Genomic DNA, 15,880 nt, shown 5'->3' with positions numbered 1-15,880 from the left:
ACTCAGGAATGCCGGGCGCCGGCGCTGATCGCCGAGGCCTCGCGGGCGCGCTGCCGCTGCTGGCGGCGCTCCTCGCTGAAGAAGGGATAGAACACGGTGATGAACAGCACGAACAGGAAGGCGTACTGCACGATGGTCCCCGACGAGCCGTAGATCGCCCACAGGCAGTACACGACGGTCAGGCTGGTCAGCGTCCAGAACGCACCGGTGTGGACCAGGGTGTGCGAACGCTCGACCACGAAGTAGCACGCCACGCACGAGTAGATGTAGGGCAGCAGGGTCAGCACCACGGCCGCCGACGTGATCACGTCGAACTGGGCCGACGCGGTTTCCGAGGTGGAGGTCACCAGCACCGCCAGGGTCATCAGCACCGCCACGATCAGCACGCCCTTGACCGGCACGTCGTCCTTGTTGGTCTTGCTGAAGATGCTCGGGAACAGGCCGTCATCCGACGCTGCCTTGGCACTCTGCGCGGTCAGCAGGATCCAGCCACCCAGCGAGCCGGCGGCACCGATGAAGGCGCACAGGCTGACCAGCGCGCCGCCCCAGCCACCGACCGCCTTGGCCGCCGCCAGCGCGAACGGTGCGTCGGACACCTGCAGTTCCGCGTTCGGCACCATGCCCATGATCACCGACGAACTGGCGATGTAGGCGATGGCAGCCAGGAACACGCCGGCCAGCGTCGCGCGGGCGACGTTCTTCTCCGGATTTTCGACCACACCGGCAGTCACCGATGCAGACTCGACGCCGATGAAGGCCCACAGGGTCAGTGCCGCGGCGCTCGAGATCGCACCGAAGTTCGACTCGCCAGACACGTTGTAGGCGCCCTTGAAGATGTCGGCATCGAAGAAGAACCAGCCGAAAATGGCGATGCCCAGGATCGGCACCAACGCAAAGCTGGTGGTGACCGTCTGCACGCGGCTGACGAAGGCCGGACCGATCACGTTGGCAAAGCTCAGTGCCCACACCAGCACCAGCACCGCGATGCAACGCACCAGCGGCTCGGACAGGATCGGGAAGAAATAGCTGAAATAGCCCACCGCCGCGATCGGGATGGCGACGTTGCCGATCCAGTTGGCGAACCAGTAGATGGTGTTGGTCTGGAAGCCCATGTACGGCCCGAACCAGTCGCGCGCGTAGGCATAGGGACCGCCCGCCTTGGGTGCGAGCTTGCCCAGCTTGGCGAACACGAAGGCCAGCAGCAGCGCACCGGCGGTGGTGATCAGCCAGCCCCAGATCGAGGCGGTGCCGATCTTGGCCAGGCTGGACGGCAACAGGAACACGCCTGAGCCCATCATGTTGCCGGCGACGAGGAAGGTGGCTCCGACCACCCCGATTTTCTTTGCTTCTGCCATGACGATCTCCGGTACTGGCATGAGCCCGGCAGCACCGGGCGTGGGGACGGTTACGCTGGCGTACGACCGCTGGCGTCTATTTGATGAAGTTGTATTGCAGGCTGCCCTGCACCCGGACCGTGTCGCCGCGTGCGCCGCCCTGCTGTTCCAGCCGGCCGTACAGCAGCTCCATGCCCATCGTCCAGGACGGCGCCGGGCTCCAGATCAGGTTGAACACGCCGTAGCGGCTCTGCCGGAATGCATCAGCGGCGAGTGCGGCGTTGCGCTCCAGGGTCAGCTGGCCAAAGATCAGGTTGGAGCGCCACAGCGCGGACCAGTAATGGGTGTAGCCGACGAAACCGCCGTGCAGGTCCAACGCGGCGAGGCGGCCATCGGCACCGACCACCGCGTCCAGTCCGGAGCCGGTAAGGTCGGCGGTGTAGCGACTGAGGCCGCGCCCGCCGAGTACGCCGAACAGCAGCAGGTCGCGCTCGCCCACTGACGCCGAGCCGCTCAGCTGCAGGCCACCGGCCATGCGCCGGTCGCGCTCGCCATCGCCGTCGTAGGCCAGGCTGCGTGCCACCGCGCCCAACTGCAGGTGGCCCCAGTCGCGCTCCAGGCGCGCGGTCACGGTCACATCGGGCAGGCGGTTGACTGCCGTGCGAGCATCGCTGGCGCCGGCGAGTTCAGTCTTCGGGTCTTCAGCAGCGACGGTCAGGGTGTTGCCCTTGCCTATCACAAAACTGTGGTGGATGCCCGCCACCAGCAGGTATCCGGCGCCGCCCGGCCCGGCGAAGTCAAGCGTATCGGGCAGGCTGTCCGGGTCCATGAAGCTGGAGTAGCCATAGCCGGCATAGGTGTTGCCAAGCTGTCCATAGGCGTGTCGCAGGCGGAACTCATACCCCTCACTGCTGCCGAAGAAATCGTTCTCCAGGTAGAAACGCAGGTTGCCGTGCGTGGTCGGGCGCCGCGCCTCGAAGCTGAAGCGGGTCTGCTTGGCGTGGATGTTGAAGTTGGAGACATCGCGATGGCTGCCACCCACCGGCATCGACGACGGAATGAACTGATCTTCGTCACCGGCCGCACGCGAATCGGCAATCGCATCCAGCTTGGCGTAGCCGCCGATGCGGATCACCGTATCGGTGCCTGGAATGGCGAAGAAGCCTTTCAGATCGGGGTCGGTCGGACCGGCTGCACTGTCGGGACGCGACGCCGCCGTTGAGGGATCGGCCACCGATTCGCGCTGCGGCAGCACCGGTTGCGCCACGCCCGGCACCTGGGTCGGGTGCAGCATGCTGGCGCTGCCGCCCGCCGTTGCGGCCGGGGTCGGGGCCTGCGCCACGGCGGCAGGCGCTGAGCCCTCGCGCTGCTCAAGCCGATCCAGGCGCTGCTGCATGCCTTCCAATGCCTGGCGCATGGCAGCGATTTCCTGCCGCAACGCCTGCGCATCTTCCTGGCCATGCTGCTGCGCATACGCTGGCGCGATCGCCAGTGCGGTCGAACAGGCCAGACTCAGTACCGCCAAGCGCATTGCATCCTCCCTGGACAAACATTCGCAGCGCGCTGGCCGGATACAGGCGCACAGTGCCCTGGCCTCGCGTCGCCGTTGCTGGAAATGCGGATACTGCGTTGACGACACCGGCCAGCCTGCATCCGGCAGGCAACAGGACGATGACACTGCCCTGCCCGCACCGGTGTCCAGCCCATCAAGGCCGCGCTGCCAGAGAGGTGGCGACCGCAGCGGTCTGGGTAACAATCGGGGAGTGAGAGTGTCGTGAATGGCTGTGCCGACCGCCCTGGTTCAAGGCATGTCTGGCGCGGCATCCATGGCGCGTTGACGCTGTATTCCATGCGTCAACAGGCTAATCCGCCTGTCGTTTTTGACCTTGATTGGAATCAAGGCGCGATGCTTGATGTCAGTCACGATTCAGATGTGACGACGAACAGCTGCTGCGCAGCCCTGCTGCCCTCTCCGCCCGCCGCAGGAGCGCCGAAATGCAACAGGCCCGCATGCTGCCATGCGGGCCTGTCGGTTACATCACGACGTTGGCGGCGATCAGCGCGGACCCAGCACCGTCTGCAGGTCGGCGCCCTGCGGCAGGCCCGCGCGACGCTGCACCTGCCCTTGTGCATCCTGGAACAGGATGCCCGGCGTGCCCTGGAAGCCCATCTCGATCATCAGGACCTGGTTGGCATCAAGCTTGCCTGCGATCTCGCGACTGATGCTCGGTAGCGCCTTGATGCCGCCACGGTCGAACTGGTGCTCATTCTCCAGCAGCGCCGCGCTCGGATCACGCGCCGCGAGGATGGCGGCGGCCTTGGCCGGGCTGTCCTCGCGGATCACGCCAACCATGATGTGGCGCAACTGCACCTTGCCGGCGTCAACCCACGGACGCGCCGCTTCCCAGAACTTGTGGCAGTACGGGCAGTTGGCATCGCTGAAGGTATAGACCACACGCGGTGCATCGGCCTTGCCGTCACGCACCCAGGCGCTGGCTTCCAGCTTGGTCCACATCTTGGCCGACATCGGTGCAGCGACCAGCTTCTCCACCGCCTCGGCGGCCACATCGTTGCCTTCGGCATCGAACAGGCTGCCCACCAGCACATGCTTGCCGTCGGCGGTCACGTACGCGGCGGCGGGCTGCTGCCCCCCCACCACGCCGGCGAAGCCACGCAGGCCACCCGGTGCATCAAACTCGGCAACGACTTCGAAGCCGTGCTTCTCGATGCCTTTCAGCACTGCGGGACGGTCACCCTTGGCCGCGGTGGCCGGAGCGCCGGCGGCCGGCGCTGCCGCCGTCTTGCCCGGCGGGGTCTGGGCCTGGCTGCAGGCGGCCAATGCCAGCATGACCGGCAGCAACAGCACCGCCGGAGCGATGCGCAGGGAAGTCGACAACATGGGAACTCCGTAATGAGATGCCCGCGCAGGCTACCGCAGCCGGCGCAGTTTGTGTTCAAGACCCGCGGCCGTCAGTTCGCCAAGGTGCAGTTCACGCAGGCGACCTTCGGCGTCGAAGAACAGCGTCGACGGATAGGCCTGCACACCCAGCACGGTTGACGCCGAGGCGGTATCGTCCAGCAGTACATTGCCCAGCCGGAGCTGTTCGGATGCAATGAAACCCTTCACTTCGTCCAGGGTTTCCCCCTGGTTGAGGAACACGAACTGCACGTCGGTGTGGGTCTGCTGTGCGGATGCCAGCACCGGCATCTCGCGCCGGCAGGGCCCACACCAGCTGGCCCAGAGATTCAGCACCAGTGGCTTGCCCCGGAACTGCTGCAGGTCGATCACGCGCCCCTGCAGATCGGCCACCTGCACCGCCGGCAGCGGCATCCGCTGCTCCTGCCAGGCTGACAGCAGGTGGCTGCCCACCACCCACGACACCACGCCCACCAGTGCGCCCGCCAGCACCGGCGCACGCAACGCGCGCCAGAGCCGCAGCCGCCAGGTGCCCCACGCCAGGCCCGCAGCCAGCACGACTGCAAGGTGATACCCACCGTCGGCGATCTGCAGGATGCTCCACGGGGCCTCACGGTAAAGCGCGAAGTTCAAGGCGACGAAGCTGATGCGTCCGCACAGCAGGCCGATCAGCAACATGTCCAGAACCAGGCTGGCCGCGGAAGGCACTGCCATCCCGTCTTTCCGACGCGGCCACAGGCGTGCTACCGCCATGGCCAGCAGCACGCACATCAGGATCAACACCACCGGCATCGGCACCGGTCCCACACTCGACATCAGCCCACCTGCTCCATCATCCGTTACCTGCATGGTCGAAGCGTCGCGCCCAGGTTGCAAGCGCGACGCCTACTGCAGGCATCAGGCCACGCTGCGCGGCATCTGCATGCCGGGCGCCGGTTGCAGCCCGCGCAGGCTGCCTGCCACCGATGACAACAGCGGCCGCTCGCGCCGCTTGTTGTTGACCAGCCGGCGATAGTTGGCCGGCGTCATTCCAACAATGCGCAGGAACAGGCGACGGAATGCGCTCTGGTCGGCATAGCCCACGCCCCAGGCCACTTCATCGATGCCCGCCCCCTGCTGCAACAGCGTCTGCGCCTTGGCGATACGCAACCGCTGGCAATACTCGATCGGGCGCAGGCCGGTGGCCTTCAGGAAGCGCCGCTGCAGGGTTCGCGGCTCCAGCCCGGAAATCTCACAGATCGCACCGAGCGTGGCGCCGCGCGCAGCGGTGGTATGCAGCCAGCGTTGCGCCTTCAGTACGTCGCGATCGCCGTGGGCGAAGTTGGCACTGAAACGCTCGAGATCCTGCTGGATCGCCGCCGGAACCGTGATCCCCAGCTGCTGCGCCACGGAACTCGCCACGCCCTGGCCGTGCAGCCGGTACAGCAGGCGCAGGGCGAGGAAGCGCCAGGCCTGGGAACCGGCCACCGTCAGCAGGTCGCCGTCATCGACCAGCGCGCGCTCGCTGGGTACCCAGCTGGCCGACTGCCCCTGCAGGCCCGGATGGCGCCCCAGGTCCGGACCACTGACGGTGCGCCCAGCCAGCAGACCGGCGCGTGCCAGCATGCTGACACCGTCGCTGGCGGCAGCCAGCAGACTGCCACCGTCGTAATGCGCGCGCAGCCAATCCAGCAGCACCTCATCGGCGCGCAGGCAGACGCCCTGGCTGATCTGGCCAGGCACGGCGATCACGGCGGGGATGTCCGCCTCGAGCATCTCCGCGCCGGCAATGCGATGCACGCCGGTCTGGCTGGCCGGCACGATCCAGCGGGTCACCAGGACACGCTTGAACGGACGGCGCTGCTGCTGGGCAAGCCGGTTGGCGACATGTGCCATCTCGGTCAGCACGGAGGCGGCCGACGGGTCGCCTCCCGGGTATTCGACCACCGCGACCTCGACGAATCCTTCGTTCCTGAATCCTTCCACAGACCATCTCCTCGGTTCGTTGCAGGCCGTCCAGCGGCCGGTTCAGGCGCAGGGTAGGAACTGCCACGACGGTGGGGCTATGAAGAAAGTTGCAAAGTGCGCTGAATGCGCCGTCAGCGACGGGACCTTGACCCTGGACCAGACTCAAGGCTTCACAATGAGCGGCAGCATCCGCAGGAATCCGCCATGAACATTGGTCAACTGGCACGCCAGGCCGGCGTGCCGATCGATACGGTGCGCTACTACGAACGCCAGCAGTTGCTGCCCACGGCGGCACGCTCGGCCGGGGGCTACCGCATCTTCGGTGAGCAGGACCTGCGCCGGCTGCGCTTCATCCGCCGCGCCAAGACGCTGGGCTTCAGCCTGGAAGAAATCGCCGAACTGCTGGCGCTCAGTGACCGCCACTCACAGGACATGGGCAGTGTGCGCGACACGACGCAGGCCCGACTGCAGGACATTGCACAACGCATGGCCGAACTGCAGCGCATGCACACCGCGCTTTCTCAGCTGGTCGACGCCTGCCCCGGCCACGGCACGCTGGATCAGTGCCCGATCCTGGCGGCGCTGACCGACGACGCGGCATAGCAACGCGCGTGAAGAAAAGTGCAACAAATGCTTGCCAACCCCCGGGGGCAAGGCTATTATTTCGCTCCTCAGCGACGTGGGGCCATAGCTCAGCTGGGAGAGCGCCTGCATGGCATGCAGGAGGTCAGCGGTTCGATCCCGCTTGGCTCCACCAATCTTTCGGCATTAGGCCGTCGAAAGGTCGCTAAAGAACATTGATGAGAATTGCGTCCCCATCGTCTAGAGGCCTAGGACATCACCCTTTCACGGTGGCGACCGGGGTTCGAATCCCCGTGGGGACGCCACTCATAACGAACAACGAGGACCCGGCCGATAACCGGGTCTTTTTTGTTCACCGCCTACCGGCATTCAGGTTGTGGCGTTGCGGTTCCCCTGCCCTCGTGGCGATGGTCGAACCGGAACGAAAAAAGTTCAAAAAAAACTTCCACAAACGTGAACACGCAGGTATGATAGGCGGCTCGGTAACACGGGGCCATAGCTCAGCTGGGAGAGCGCCTGCATGGCATGCAGGAGGTCAGCGGTTCGATCCCGCTTGGCTCCACCACTTTCGACATTAGGCCGTCGAAGGTTCTACAACTTGAAGTTTTTCGTGCGTCCCCATCGTCTAGAGGCCTAGGACATCACCCTTTCACGGTGGCGACCGGGGTTCGAATCCCCGTGGGGACGCCAGTTTCAAAACGGACTCTGCTCCCGGCAGATCATCCGGAGTTTCATGGGGCCATAGCTCAGCTGGGAGAGCGCCTGCATGGCATGCAGGAGGTCAGCGGTTCGATCCCGCTTGGCTCCACCACTTCGACATTAGGCCGTCGAAGGATCTACAACTTGAAGTTTTCGTGCGTCCCCATCGTCTAGAGGCCTAGGACATCACCCTTTCACGGTGGCGACCGGGGTTCGAATCCCCGTGGGGACGCCAATTCTTGAAAACCCCGACTCCGGTCGGGGTTTTTCTTTACCTGTGATTCCTGGGAAGGCCCTATCCACGCATGGTGTGGATGGCTTCACCCCGATTACGGCTCAGAACCGCCGATACATCCCGATCGATGCCGGTGCCGTGGGCGCGAAACCAAACTGTGCGTACAACCGATGCGCCTCGCCATCGGCCAGCAGGCTGACGTACGCCGATGGCGGCAGGTTGGCCTGCATCCAGCCATCCAGGCGCCGCATCACTTCCTTGCCCAGGCCCTGCCCCTGCAACCGCGGCAGCACCGCGATATCACAGATCTGCAGGTGGCAGCCGCCATCGCCGACGATACGGCCCATCGCCACCAGCTCAGTGCCCTGGTAGGCACACACGCCGAACAGCGTATTGGGCAGCGCGCGGGCGGCCGCTTCCCGGGCCTTGGCACTGAGGCCTGCAAGCACGCGCAACCGGCAGTAGTCCTCGACCGTGGGCACGGCTTCGCGGAACTGGCAGGTGATGGAATCAGTCATGCGGCATCTCCAGATGGGTCGGGCTATCCTGCCGCATCCACGTCGCAGCCGCTGCGACCCAGGCCCCCAGAGTCCCATGTGCTATTCCGCCCTGATCCGCGCTGACTACGCCAAGCTGGTACGCGAGTTCGGCGCCATCCTGTCGCTGGAAGAGTTCGCCGAACTGTACGCACACGATCCAGGCAAGAAGCGGCCGAAGACGCCGAAGGCGATGGATGACGGGTTCGCCGGTGCGCGTACCGAACAGGGCCGGGACATCGTGGCGAAGATCCAGCAATGGCATGCGCAGGAGCAGCAGGCGCTGGAGGCTGAACTGGTCCGGCAGCGCGAACGACGCGATATTGCCCATGCCACGCTGGCCACCCGGCCCACGCAGAAAGCGCGCAATGACCTGCGCGTGGCCGGCAACCGCATCGAGCGCGCGCAGGCCCGGCTGGACGACCTGCATCGGGTGCAGCTGCTGCCGCGCGACAACCGCATTTTCCCCGGCACCTACGCGCCGGTGATGGTCAGCGAGAACGGCCGGCGCGTGATCAAGCCGATGCGCTACCAGTGCCGGTTGCCGGACAAGCCGGCGCGCAACGACGTGCTGTACCCCGGCACCTACAACGCGCGGCGCGACAGCCTGGAAGGTTACTGGCGGGGTGCGTTCGGACTGCGCCACGGCGTGGTGGTGGTGCAGGCGTTCTACGAGCACGTGCCCCGCCACGCCATCGCCGGCCGCAGCCTCGATGCCGACGAAAAGGAGCAGGACGTGGTGCTCGAATTCCGCCCCGATCCACCCCGCGACCTGCTGCTGGCCTGCCTCTGGGCAGAATGGGAAGGACCGGAAGGCCGCCTGCTTTCGTTTGCCACGATCACCGACACACCGCCCAGCGACGTCGCCGCTGCCGGGCATGACCGCGGCGTGGTACCGATCCGCAGGGAACACCTGGACGCCTGGCTCAACCCCGAACCGGATGATCTGGCGCGCCAGTACCGCATCCTCGATGACCGCGAGGAAATCCGTTACGTGTACGAGGAAGCGGGCTGAGCGCCGGACGCGAATGAAAAACCGCGCGTGGGCAGGGCTCCTGGATCAGGGGTTGCCGCCGCACATCGCAGACGTGAGGATTCAGCCCCCCGCAGCTTCCCCCCGCCGGTGCGTGGCGAGCGGCTCAGGCCTTGGCGCTGGAGCGTCCCACCGCACGCGCCAGCGCCCGCGACAGATCGGCCGACAGGTACGGCTTGACCAGCAACAGGCCGGCCAGCATCGGCGCAGGCAGCTGCTCGGCCAGCATCCCGGTGGCCAGCACGAACGGAATGCCACGCGCCGAAAGCGCTGCAGCCACTGGTTCACTGGTCTCGTTGCGGGCCAGCCGGTAATCCAGCAGGGCCACGTCAGGAGTGCTCTGCTCCAGCAGCCGCAGGGCCTCGGACACACTCGCGGCAAGCCCGACCACAGTCGCACCGGCATGCACCAGCTGCATCTGCAGCAGGGCCGCACTCATCTCGTCGTTCTCGACCACCAGCACCCTCAGGTCCTGCAACACTGTCATCAGCTACCGCTCCTGGAGGCAATTGCACGTCGGGAGTATAGCTACCAAGGGGCCAATGCCGACAGGAACCGCCCTGATAGGCTCTCCTACTAGGCATCTCCTGCCGACCTCGGTTACACTCGCATGCTGCCTGCCGGTGTGGCGGAATGGTATACGCAGCTGACTCAAAATCAGCCGGGGGTGACCCCATGAAGGTTCGAGTCCTTTCACCGGCACCACTGCATCAAAGGCCAGGTCCATGACCTGGCCTTTTGCATTTCCCGGGCCGGAGCGCCGGCACTGGCGAGGATGCCCCAGCATGCCCCTCCCACGCTTGCCGACATACTGCGCGCCCATCGCCACGTGCGGGGGCAGCCCCGCGACTTCTGGACGTACGCCCACGTCAACGCCGTCGTGTCACCCCGCTGAAACGAAAATGTGACAGTCGACAAGGTTGCGAATAGCACTAGCGCACACTTTTCTTGCCAGCCTCACCTACTTCTGCCTATCGTGATCCCAGCCGGATCTGGGGGCGGGGGAATGCATGACGTTGCGTGCGGCACTGTTTTTCATGGTCACGCACGCGCTCGTCATTGCCTTGATCGGCCCGCAGGACCCGGTTGGCTCCTACCTGATGCTGATCACCGCCCCCCTTCTGGCCGCTCTGGCCTGCGTGCGACGCGCGCGCGACAGCCAGGCGGCCTGCAAGTGGCGAACGCTGGGCGCTGCCGTCGGCCTGTTCTCGCTGGCCCTGCTGGCCCTGCTGTATCGCAATGTGGCCGGCCTCAGCCCTGCGCAGATGACCGCCTCGTCGCTGATCCTGTATGTGTTCTACCGGATTCCGCTGACCTACGTTGCCGCCAGCCCAGGCGGCGGCAACCGCTGTATCCGTGCGGTGGACCTGGCGGTCATCGCGCTGCTGTGGTTGCTGTACTTCGTGCATACGCGGGCGATGGCACACCTCAACACCGCATTGTGGACGCAATGCCTGCACACCCTGAGCAACGTGCAGAACAGCCTGGTGTTCTGCTTCGCGCTGATCCGCTTCCTGGCCGAGGACAATGCCGACCGCCGCGACTTCTTCCGCACGTTGACGATCTACGCGCTCGGCTACTTCCTGATGGCGCTCTACATCAATACCTGGCAGCCGCAGGTACCCGATGGTGGCTGGGGCGACCTGCTGATCAGCGGGCTCTTCGTGCTGCTGGCAGTGCTGGCCGGCAGCACGTACCGCCCACCGGCGGTGGCTGTGCCGCGCAACCTCCGCCGCATCGTCGATGCCGGCGTGCCGCTGATGCTGCCGTTGCTGCTGATAATGGTGGCGCTGCTGGTGGCACGCCTGCAGCCGACCCTGGCCACCGTGGGGTTCATCGGTGCCATGCTCGGCCATGCCCTGCGCAGCGTGCTCACCCAGGTGCAGATCCAGCGTGAGCGCGACGAGCTGGCGCTGCTGGCCCGGCGCGATCCGTTGACCGGGCTCGGCAACCGGCGCAACTTCGATGAAGCGCTCGGCAGCGCGCACGGCCGCGCCCGTCGCCAGGGCGTGGGGCTGGCGGTGCTGATGATCGATATCGACCACTTCAAGCGACTCAACGACACCTACGGGCATCCGGAAGGTGATCGCCGCCTGCAGGCGGTCGCCGCGATCCTCGACGGCTGCCTGCAACGCGGTGATGACCTGCTGGCCCGCTACGGCGGCGAGGAGTTCATCGCCGCCCTGCCCGCGCCCGACATCGGCCACGCCCTGGGCCTGGGCGAGCGCCTGCGCGCCGCCGTGGAAGCCGCCGCCCTGCCCGCCGCCCAGGCCCACGTGACCATCAGCATCGGCGTGGCCTGGCAGGCCGCGCATGATGAGGGTGACCCGCGCAGCCTGGTCGAGCGTGCCGACCAGGCCCTGTACCGGGCCAAGCATGCCGGCCGCAACTGCGTGCACGCCGCCCCGGCCGTCGAGGCCGGGGAACAACACGCCGACCGCCGCGCCTAGACCGCGCGCAGCACCGCCGCACCATGCATGTGCCCCGCCCCACCCTGCACGCGGAAGCTGGCCACCGTCTGCAGCAGCTGCGCCGACTGTTCTTCCATGCTGCGCGCCGCGGCCGAAGCTTCCTCGACCAGCGCGGCGTTCTGCTGGGTGCCCTGGTCGATCAGATCGACGGCATGGTTCATCTGCTGGATGTCGTCGCTCTGCTGCTGCGCGGCCGTGCTGATCTCGGACATCAGGTCGCTGACCCGGCGCACGTTGACCACGATCTCGTCCATGGTGCGGCCGGCGCTCTCAACCTGCGCGGTACCGGCACCGACATTGGCCACCGACGCATCGATCAGTTGCTTGATCTCCTTGGCGGCACTGGCCGAGCGCTGCGACAGTTCCCGGATCTCGGTGGCGACCACGGCGAAGCCACGCCCGTGTTCGCCCGCACGCGCGGCTTCCACCGCGGCGTTCAGGGCAAGGATGTTGGTCTGGAAGGCGATGCCGTCGATCACGCCGATGATGTCGACGATGCGGCGCGAGGACGCGTTGATCACCGCCATGGTTTCCACCACTTCGTGCACTACGTTACCGCCGCGCGCGGCGACATCGGCGGCACCACCGGCCAGCTGACTGGCCTGCCGTGCGTTGGTCGCGGTGCGCTGCACGGTCTCGGCCAGGCCCTTCATCGACACCGCGGTCTCCTCCAGCGACGCTGCCTGCTGCTCGGTGCGCTGCGACAGATCGCTGTTGCCCTGCGCGATCTCGGTGGCGCCGACGGCGATGGTGTCAGCGGCGAACTTGATCTGGCCGATGATCGCGGCCATCGCCTCGACCAGCGAATTCACCCCTTCGCACAGCTCGGCGATCGGCCCGTTCTTGTCGGCGGTGGCCACGCGCCGGGTCAGGTCGCCTTCCTTGGCGGCCGCCACCACTTCACGGGTCTGCGCCACGGCACGCTGCATGGCCTGGTTCTCATGCACCTGCGCGGTGATGTCGGTGGCGTACTTGACCACCTTGAACGGCTTCCCGTTGAGGTCCAGGATCGGGTTGTAGGACGCTTGGATCCAGACCTCGCGTCCGCCCTTGCCGAGGCGCCGGTACTGGCCGGCATCATATTCGCCACGGCCGAGCTTTTCCCAGAACTGCCGATACTCGGCACTGCTGCGATACTCAGGTTCGACGAACAGCGAGTGGTGCTGGCCACGCACATCATCCAGGCTGTAACCGGTGGCAGCCAGGAAGTTGTCGTTGGCCGACAGGATGCGGCCATCCATGCTGAACTCGATCACCGCCTGCGACTTGTCGATCGCCGCCAGCTGGCCGGCCGAGTCGGCCGCCTGCAGCTTCTGCGCAGTGATGTCAGTGGCGAACTTGACCACCTTGTACGGACGCCCCTGCCGGTCCAGCACCGGGTTGTACGAGGCCTGGATCCAGATCTCGCGCTGGTTCTTGCCAAAACGCCGGTACTGGCCCGCGTCATATTCGCCACGACCCAGCCGCGCCCAGAAGTCACGGTATCCGGCGCTGCGCGCCTGCTCGGGGTCGACGAACAGGGAATGATGCTTGCCCTGGATCTCCTCCAGCCGGTAACCCATCGCCTGCAGGAAGTTCGCGTTGGCCTGCAAGATGGTGCCATCGAGGGCGAACTCGATGACCGCCTGGACCCGGTGCAGCGCCGCGACCTGCGCCTCCAGCTCGGCACGGCCATCGGCCGCCGCCTCGACGCCGCTGCGGTGCTGCGGTGCCAGCGCGCCCAGCAGGGCGCGCCACGGTGACCAACGGGTATGCAGCTCGGCTGGCGCCTGCGCGCCCGCCGTAAAGCCTGGAATGAGCATTGTCTGATCCTCGGTGTCCGGTAAGCGGTTGCGACCCGACGGGCGGGATGCCCGGCGGCAACTTCAGTTGCTTGGGACTACAGGTACCGGCAGGCACCCCTCGAGCGGCTGGCAAGAACGTCTGGTGCGGGTGCGATCGGCATAGGGAGCGGCGGAACACACAGCGCGGGCCGCCCGTCGGGGCAGCCTGGGGTCCTGCAGCGGGCGACTTGAGCGGGATCCAGAGGGAATATCGGCGATGCGATCGGTGGCTTTAGCCGGATTCCGCGACGTCCGTCGCATCTTCAGATGCTGCTGCAGGGATGCGGTAGACAATCGCGATGCACTTCACATTCTGCTCACGCGCGACAGGGGCACCGCCGAGCGGTTTCGCCAGGCGCCGGCTGGGCAGGTTCTGCTCGGCACCGGGTGTCGTCAGGGCATATGTCGCGCGTTGTCGCCGTCACTGGGCATAGCCTTGCCCGGCACGCGGATGCAGTTCAAGCGGAAAAGGTTTGCATGACCAACGGGAGATCCGGTGGTAGATGAAACTGGCCAGCATGCAGCGAACCGCAGGACGCTCACTGACATGGAGATCGCATGTTCCCACGCCTGGCCAGTTTCCTCATCCTGGGCCTGTGCAGCAGCGGCGCCTTCGCTGCCGACGCCACCTACCGCCCCAGCTTCCATCCCGACCAGCTGAAGGGCCCGCCTGCCGGGCGCCCGAACGAAGTGCTGGTACTGGGCACCCCCCACTTGTCCGGCCTGCCCAAGTCCTTCCAGCCCGCCTTGCTTGAACCGTTGCTGCAGCGACTGGTCGCCTGGAAGCCCGAGCTGATCGCCACCGAAGACCTGTCAGGCCTGCAGTGCGATTTCATGCGTCGCTACCCGGCACGCTATGCGGAGAGCGTGGCCACCTACTGCTTCGACACCACCGCTGCGCAGGCTGCGACCGGACTGGACGTGCCTACGGCGAACACCCAGGCCGAGCACCTGCTTGCGACCTGGCCGGACGAGCCGACGCCCGCCCAGCGTCGTCGGCTCGCAGCATTGTTCCTGGCAGCGGGTGAACGCGGCTCGGCGCAGGTGCAGTGGCTGCGCCTGCCTGCGTCCGAGCGCAAAGGCGGTGATGGACTGACACCTGCCTTGGTCGAGATCCTCGAAAAAGGCCTGGTTCGCCGCAATGAAACCCACCTGATCGCCGCCGAGGTCGCCGCCCGCCTCGGGCAGGAACGCCTGTGGGCCGTGGACGACCACACGGCCGATTCGCCCACGCCCGCCGAGGATGAAGCGGCGGCCAGCGCGGCCATCACCGGTGCCTGGAACAATACGCACTCGCGCGCGCGGCGGGAGGCCGATGAACGCCTCGTGGCCGGTCTGGACAAGCCCGGCGGTGTCATGGCGCTGTATCGGGACTACAACAGCCCGGCGGCGGCGATGGCCGCCTACCAGAGCGACTTCGGCGCGACGCTCGTCGAGCCGTCCTCCAAGGCGTTCGGCCGGATGTACGTCGGTTACTGGGAAACCCGCAACCTGCGCATGGTCGCCAACATCCGCGACGTGCTGAGCCAGCATCCTGGCAGACGCATGCTGGCCATCGTGGGTGCCTCGCACAAGGGCTACTACGAGGCCTACCTCAATCAGATGCATGACGTGCGGCTGGTCAGTGCGGACACGGTATTGCGTTGACGGGAACAGGTGCCGGCCATGCGCCGGCACTATCCTGCAAGACCCGATTCGCAGGTGCCGACATGCTGAAAGTGATCGCCGAGGATTTCATCCATCCCGATGCGGTGGACACCGTGCTTCCCCTGTACCGGGAGCTGGTGGCGTGCACGCTGCGCGAGCCGCGCTGCCTCGGCTATGAACTGTTCGTCGACCAGAAGGATCCGGGCCACTTCATCTTCATCGAGCTGTGGCCCGACCGCGCCGCGCTCGACCTGCACTGTGCCAGCGAACACTTCCAGCGCCTGGTGCCACAGATCAATGCCTTCCAGTGTGCGCCGTGCCGGTTCCTGCTGATGGATGCCGTACGGGTGTAGTGCCTGCAGCGGGATGCACATGATCGCTGCGGCCATGCCGCCACAGCAACAGACAGGCCGCAACCGTGCAGGACAGGCTCAGGACCAGCAGCGCGACTGCACCTTGCTGCAACACGGGCAACAACGCCCTTGCGTGCAGGTCGCCGCGCAGCTGTTCGGCGCGTAGACAGGCGGCCAGCGCCAGGCACCAGCCGATCAGGGCCGGAATGAACTTGCGTACCGCAACCGGGTTCCAGGCATTCATGGAGGTTACCTGCGTGAGTGGAGTGCGCGCAGTATTCGCGCGCGTCCTCTCACAGGCTG

Annotated in this window: 14 protein-coding genes and 7 tRNA genes; 12 read left to right on the top strand and 9 right to left on the bottom strand. The window is 66.2% G+C overall.

The window, feature by feature from the left end; genetic code table 11:
• Positions 1–2 precede the first annotated feature (2 nt).
• The 5 genes from adiC to VG566_RS08125 all read right to left on the bottom strand — a co-directional run bounded on the left by adiC (position 3) and on the right by VG566_RS08125 (position 6,216).
• Positions 3–1,355: an arginine/agmatine antiporter gene (gene adiC / locus VG566_RS08145; RefSeq protein ID WP_021204506.1), complete on the bottom strand. Its 1,353-nt coding sequence runs from the start codon at positions 1,353–1,355 to the stop codon at positions 3–5.
• 76 nt (positions 1,356–1,431) lie between these two features.
• Positions 1,432–2,865 (bottom strand): DcaP family trimeric outer membrane transporter, encoded by a 1,434-nt coding sequence (locus VG566_RS08140; RefSeq protein ID WP_241884512.1) that lies wholly within the window; start codon positions 2,863–2,865, stop codon positions 1,432–1,434.
• 525 nt (positions 2,866–3,390) lie between these two features.
• Positions 3,391–4,233: a thiol:disulfide interchange protein DsbG gene (gene dsbG / locus VG566_RS08135; protein WP_032957294.1), complete on the bottom strand. Its 843-nt coding sequence runs from the start codon at positions 4,231–4,233 to the stop codon at positions 3,391–3,393.
• 30 nt (positions 4,234–4,263) lie between these two features.
• Positions 4,264–5,067 carry a redoxin family protein gene (locus VG566_RS08130; RefSeq protein ID WP_032957295.1) on the bottom strand — a complete coding sequence of 268 codons (804 nt, stop codon included), beginning with the start codon at positions 5,065–5,067 and terminating at the stop codon, positions 4,264–4,266.
• Positions 5,068–5,148: 81 nt separating this feature from the next.
• Positions 5,149–6,216 (bottom strand): GlxA family transcriptional regulator, encoded by a 1,068-nt coding sequence (locus VG566_RS08125; protein WP_032957296.1) that lies wholly within the window; start codon positions 6,214–6,216, stop codon positions 5,149–5,151.
• A gap of 186 nt (positions 6,217–6,402) precedes the next feature.
• Between VG566_RS08125 and VG566_RS08120 the strand changes: the two genes are divergently transcribed.
• From VG566_RS08120 to VG566_RS08090, 7 genes are all read left to right on the top strand, one after another.
• Positions 6,403–6,801, top strand: a complete 399-nt coding sequence (locus VG566_RS08120) for a heavy metal-responsive transcriptional regulator (RefSeq protein ID WP_241884513.1) — start codon at positions 6,403–6,405, stop codon at positions 6,799–6,801.
• Between the two features lie 78 nt (positions 6,802–6,879).
• A tRNA-Ala gene (locus VG566_RS08115) sits at positions 6,880–6,955 on the top strand.
• A 54-nt stretch (positions 6,956–7,009) separates the two neighbouring features.
• Positions 7,010–7,085: transfer RNA gene (locus tag VG566_RS08110), tRNA-Glu, on the top strand.
• Positions 7,086–7,269: 184 nt separating this feature from the next.
• A tRNA-Ala gene (locus VG566_RS08105) sits at positions 7,270–7,345 on the top strand.
• Between the two features lie 49 nt (positions 7,346–7,394).
• Positions 7,395–7,470 (top strand) — tRNA-Glu (locus tag VG566_RS08100).
• Positions 7,471–7,515: 45 nt separating this feature from the next.
• A tRNA-Ala gene (locus tag VG566_RS08095) sits at positions 7,516–7,591 on the top strand.
• A 47-nt stretch (positions 7,592–7,638) separates the two neighbouring features.
• Positions 7,639–7,714, top strand: a tRNA-Glu gene (locus VG566_RS08090).
• Between the two features lie 101 nt (positions 7,715–7,815).
• Here the strand turns inward: VG566_RS08090 and VG566_RS08085 are convergent.
• Positions 7,816–8,232 (bottom strand): GNAT family N-acetyltransferase, encoded by a 417-nt coding sequence (locus tag VG566_RS08085; RefSeq protein ID WP_032957300.1) that lies wholly within the window; start codon positions 8,230–8,232, stop codon positions 7,816–7,818.
• A gap of 76 nt (positions 8,233–8,308) precedes the next feature.
• Here VG566_RS08085 and VG566_RS08080 point away from each other — a divergent pair, with 76 nt between their 5' ends.
• Positions 8,309–9,265 carry an SOS response-associated peptidase family protein gene (locus VG566_RS08080; RefSeq protein WP_197557357.1) on the top strand — a complete coding sequence of 319 codons (957 nt, stop codon included), beginning with the start codon at positions 8,309–8,311 and terminating at the stop codon, positions 9,263–9,265.
• A gap of 124 nt (positions 9,266–9,389) precedes the next feature.
• On the opposite strand, the gene VG566_RS08075 is transcribed toward VG566_RS08080, so the two are convergent.
• On the bottom strand, positions 9,390–9,770 hold the full coding sequence (locus VG566_RS08075) for a response regulator (RefSeq protein ID WP_032957303.1): 381 nt from the start codon (positions 9,768–9,770) through the stop codon (positions 9,390–9,392).
• A 132-nt stretch (positions 9,771–9,902) separates the two neighbouring features.
• Between VG566_RS08075 and VG566_RS08070 the strand changes: the two genes are divergently transcribed.
• Both VG566_RS08070 and VG566_RS08065 read left to right on the top strand, forming a co-directional pair.
• A tRNA-Leu gene (locus tag VG566_RS08070) sits at positions 9,903–9,988 on the top strand.
• Between the two features lie 305 nt (positions 9,989–10,293).
• A complete protein-coding gene (locus VG566_RS08065) occupies positions 10,294–11,733 on the top strand; it encodes a GGDEF domain-containing protein (protein ID WP_241884514.1) in 1,440 nt (479 codons plus the stop codon).
• On the opposite strand, the gene VG566_RS08060 is transcribed toward VG566_RS08065, so the two are convergent.
• Positions 11,730–13,556: a methyl-accepting chemotaxis protein gene (locus VG566_RS08060; protein ID WP_069118262.1), complete on the bottom strand. Its 1,827-nt coding sequence runs from the start codon at positions 13,554–13,556 to the stop codon at positions 11,730–11,732. The genes VG566_RS08065 and VG566_RS08060 overlap by 4 nt on opposite strands.
• A 579-nt stretch (positions 13,557–14,135) precedes the next feature.
• Between VG566_RS08060 and VG566_RS08055 the strand changes: the two genes are divergently transcribed.
• Both VG566_RS08055 and VG566_RS08050 read left to right on the top strand, forming a co-directional pair.
• A complete protein-coding gene (locus tag VG566_RS08055; protein ID WP_241884516.1) occupies positions 14,136–15,224 on the top strand; it encodes a DUF5694 domain-containing protein in 1,089 nt (362 codons plus the stop codon).
• Between the two features lie 62 nt (positions 15,225–15,286).
• The gene (locus tag VG566_RS08050) at positions 15,287–15,577 is read left to right on the top strand and encodes a putative quinol monooxygenase (RefSeq protein ID WP_046431272.1); all 291 of its coding nucleotides are present in this window, start codon (positions 15,287–15,289) and stop codon (positions 15,575–15,577) included.
• Here the strand turns inward: VG566_RS08050 and VG566_RS08045 are convergent.
• Positions 15,519–15,821: a hypothetical protein gene (locus VG566_RS08045; RefSeq protein ID WP_080052993.1), complete on the bottom strand. Its 303-nt coding sequence runs from the start codon at positions 15,819–15,821 to the stop codon at positions 15,519–15,521. The genes VG566_RS08050 and VG566_RS08045 overlap by 59 nt on opposite strands.
• Positions 15,822–15,880: the final 59 nt, after the last annotated feature.

It is taken from the genome of Stenotrophomonas sp. CASM114 (assembly GCF_049384325.1).
Taxonomy (GTDB): Bacteria; Pseudomonadota; Gammaproteobacteria; order Xanthomonadales; family Xanthomonadaceae; genus Stenotrophomonas; species Stenotrophomonas muris.
This window is presented reverse-complemented; position numbering and strand designations above follow the sequence as displayed.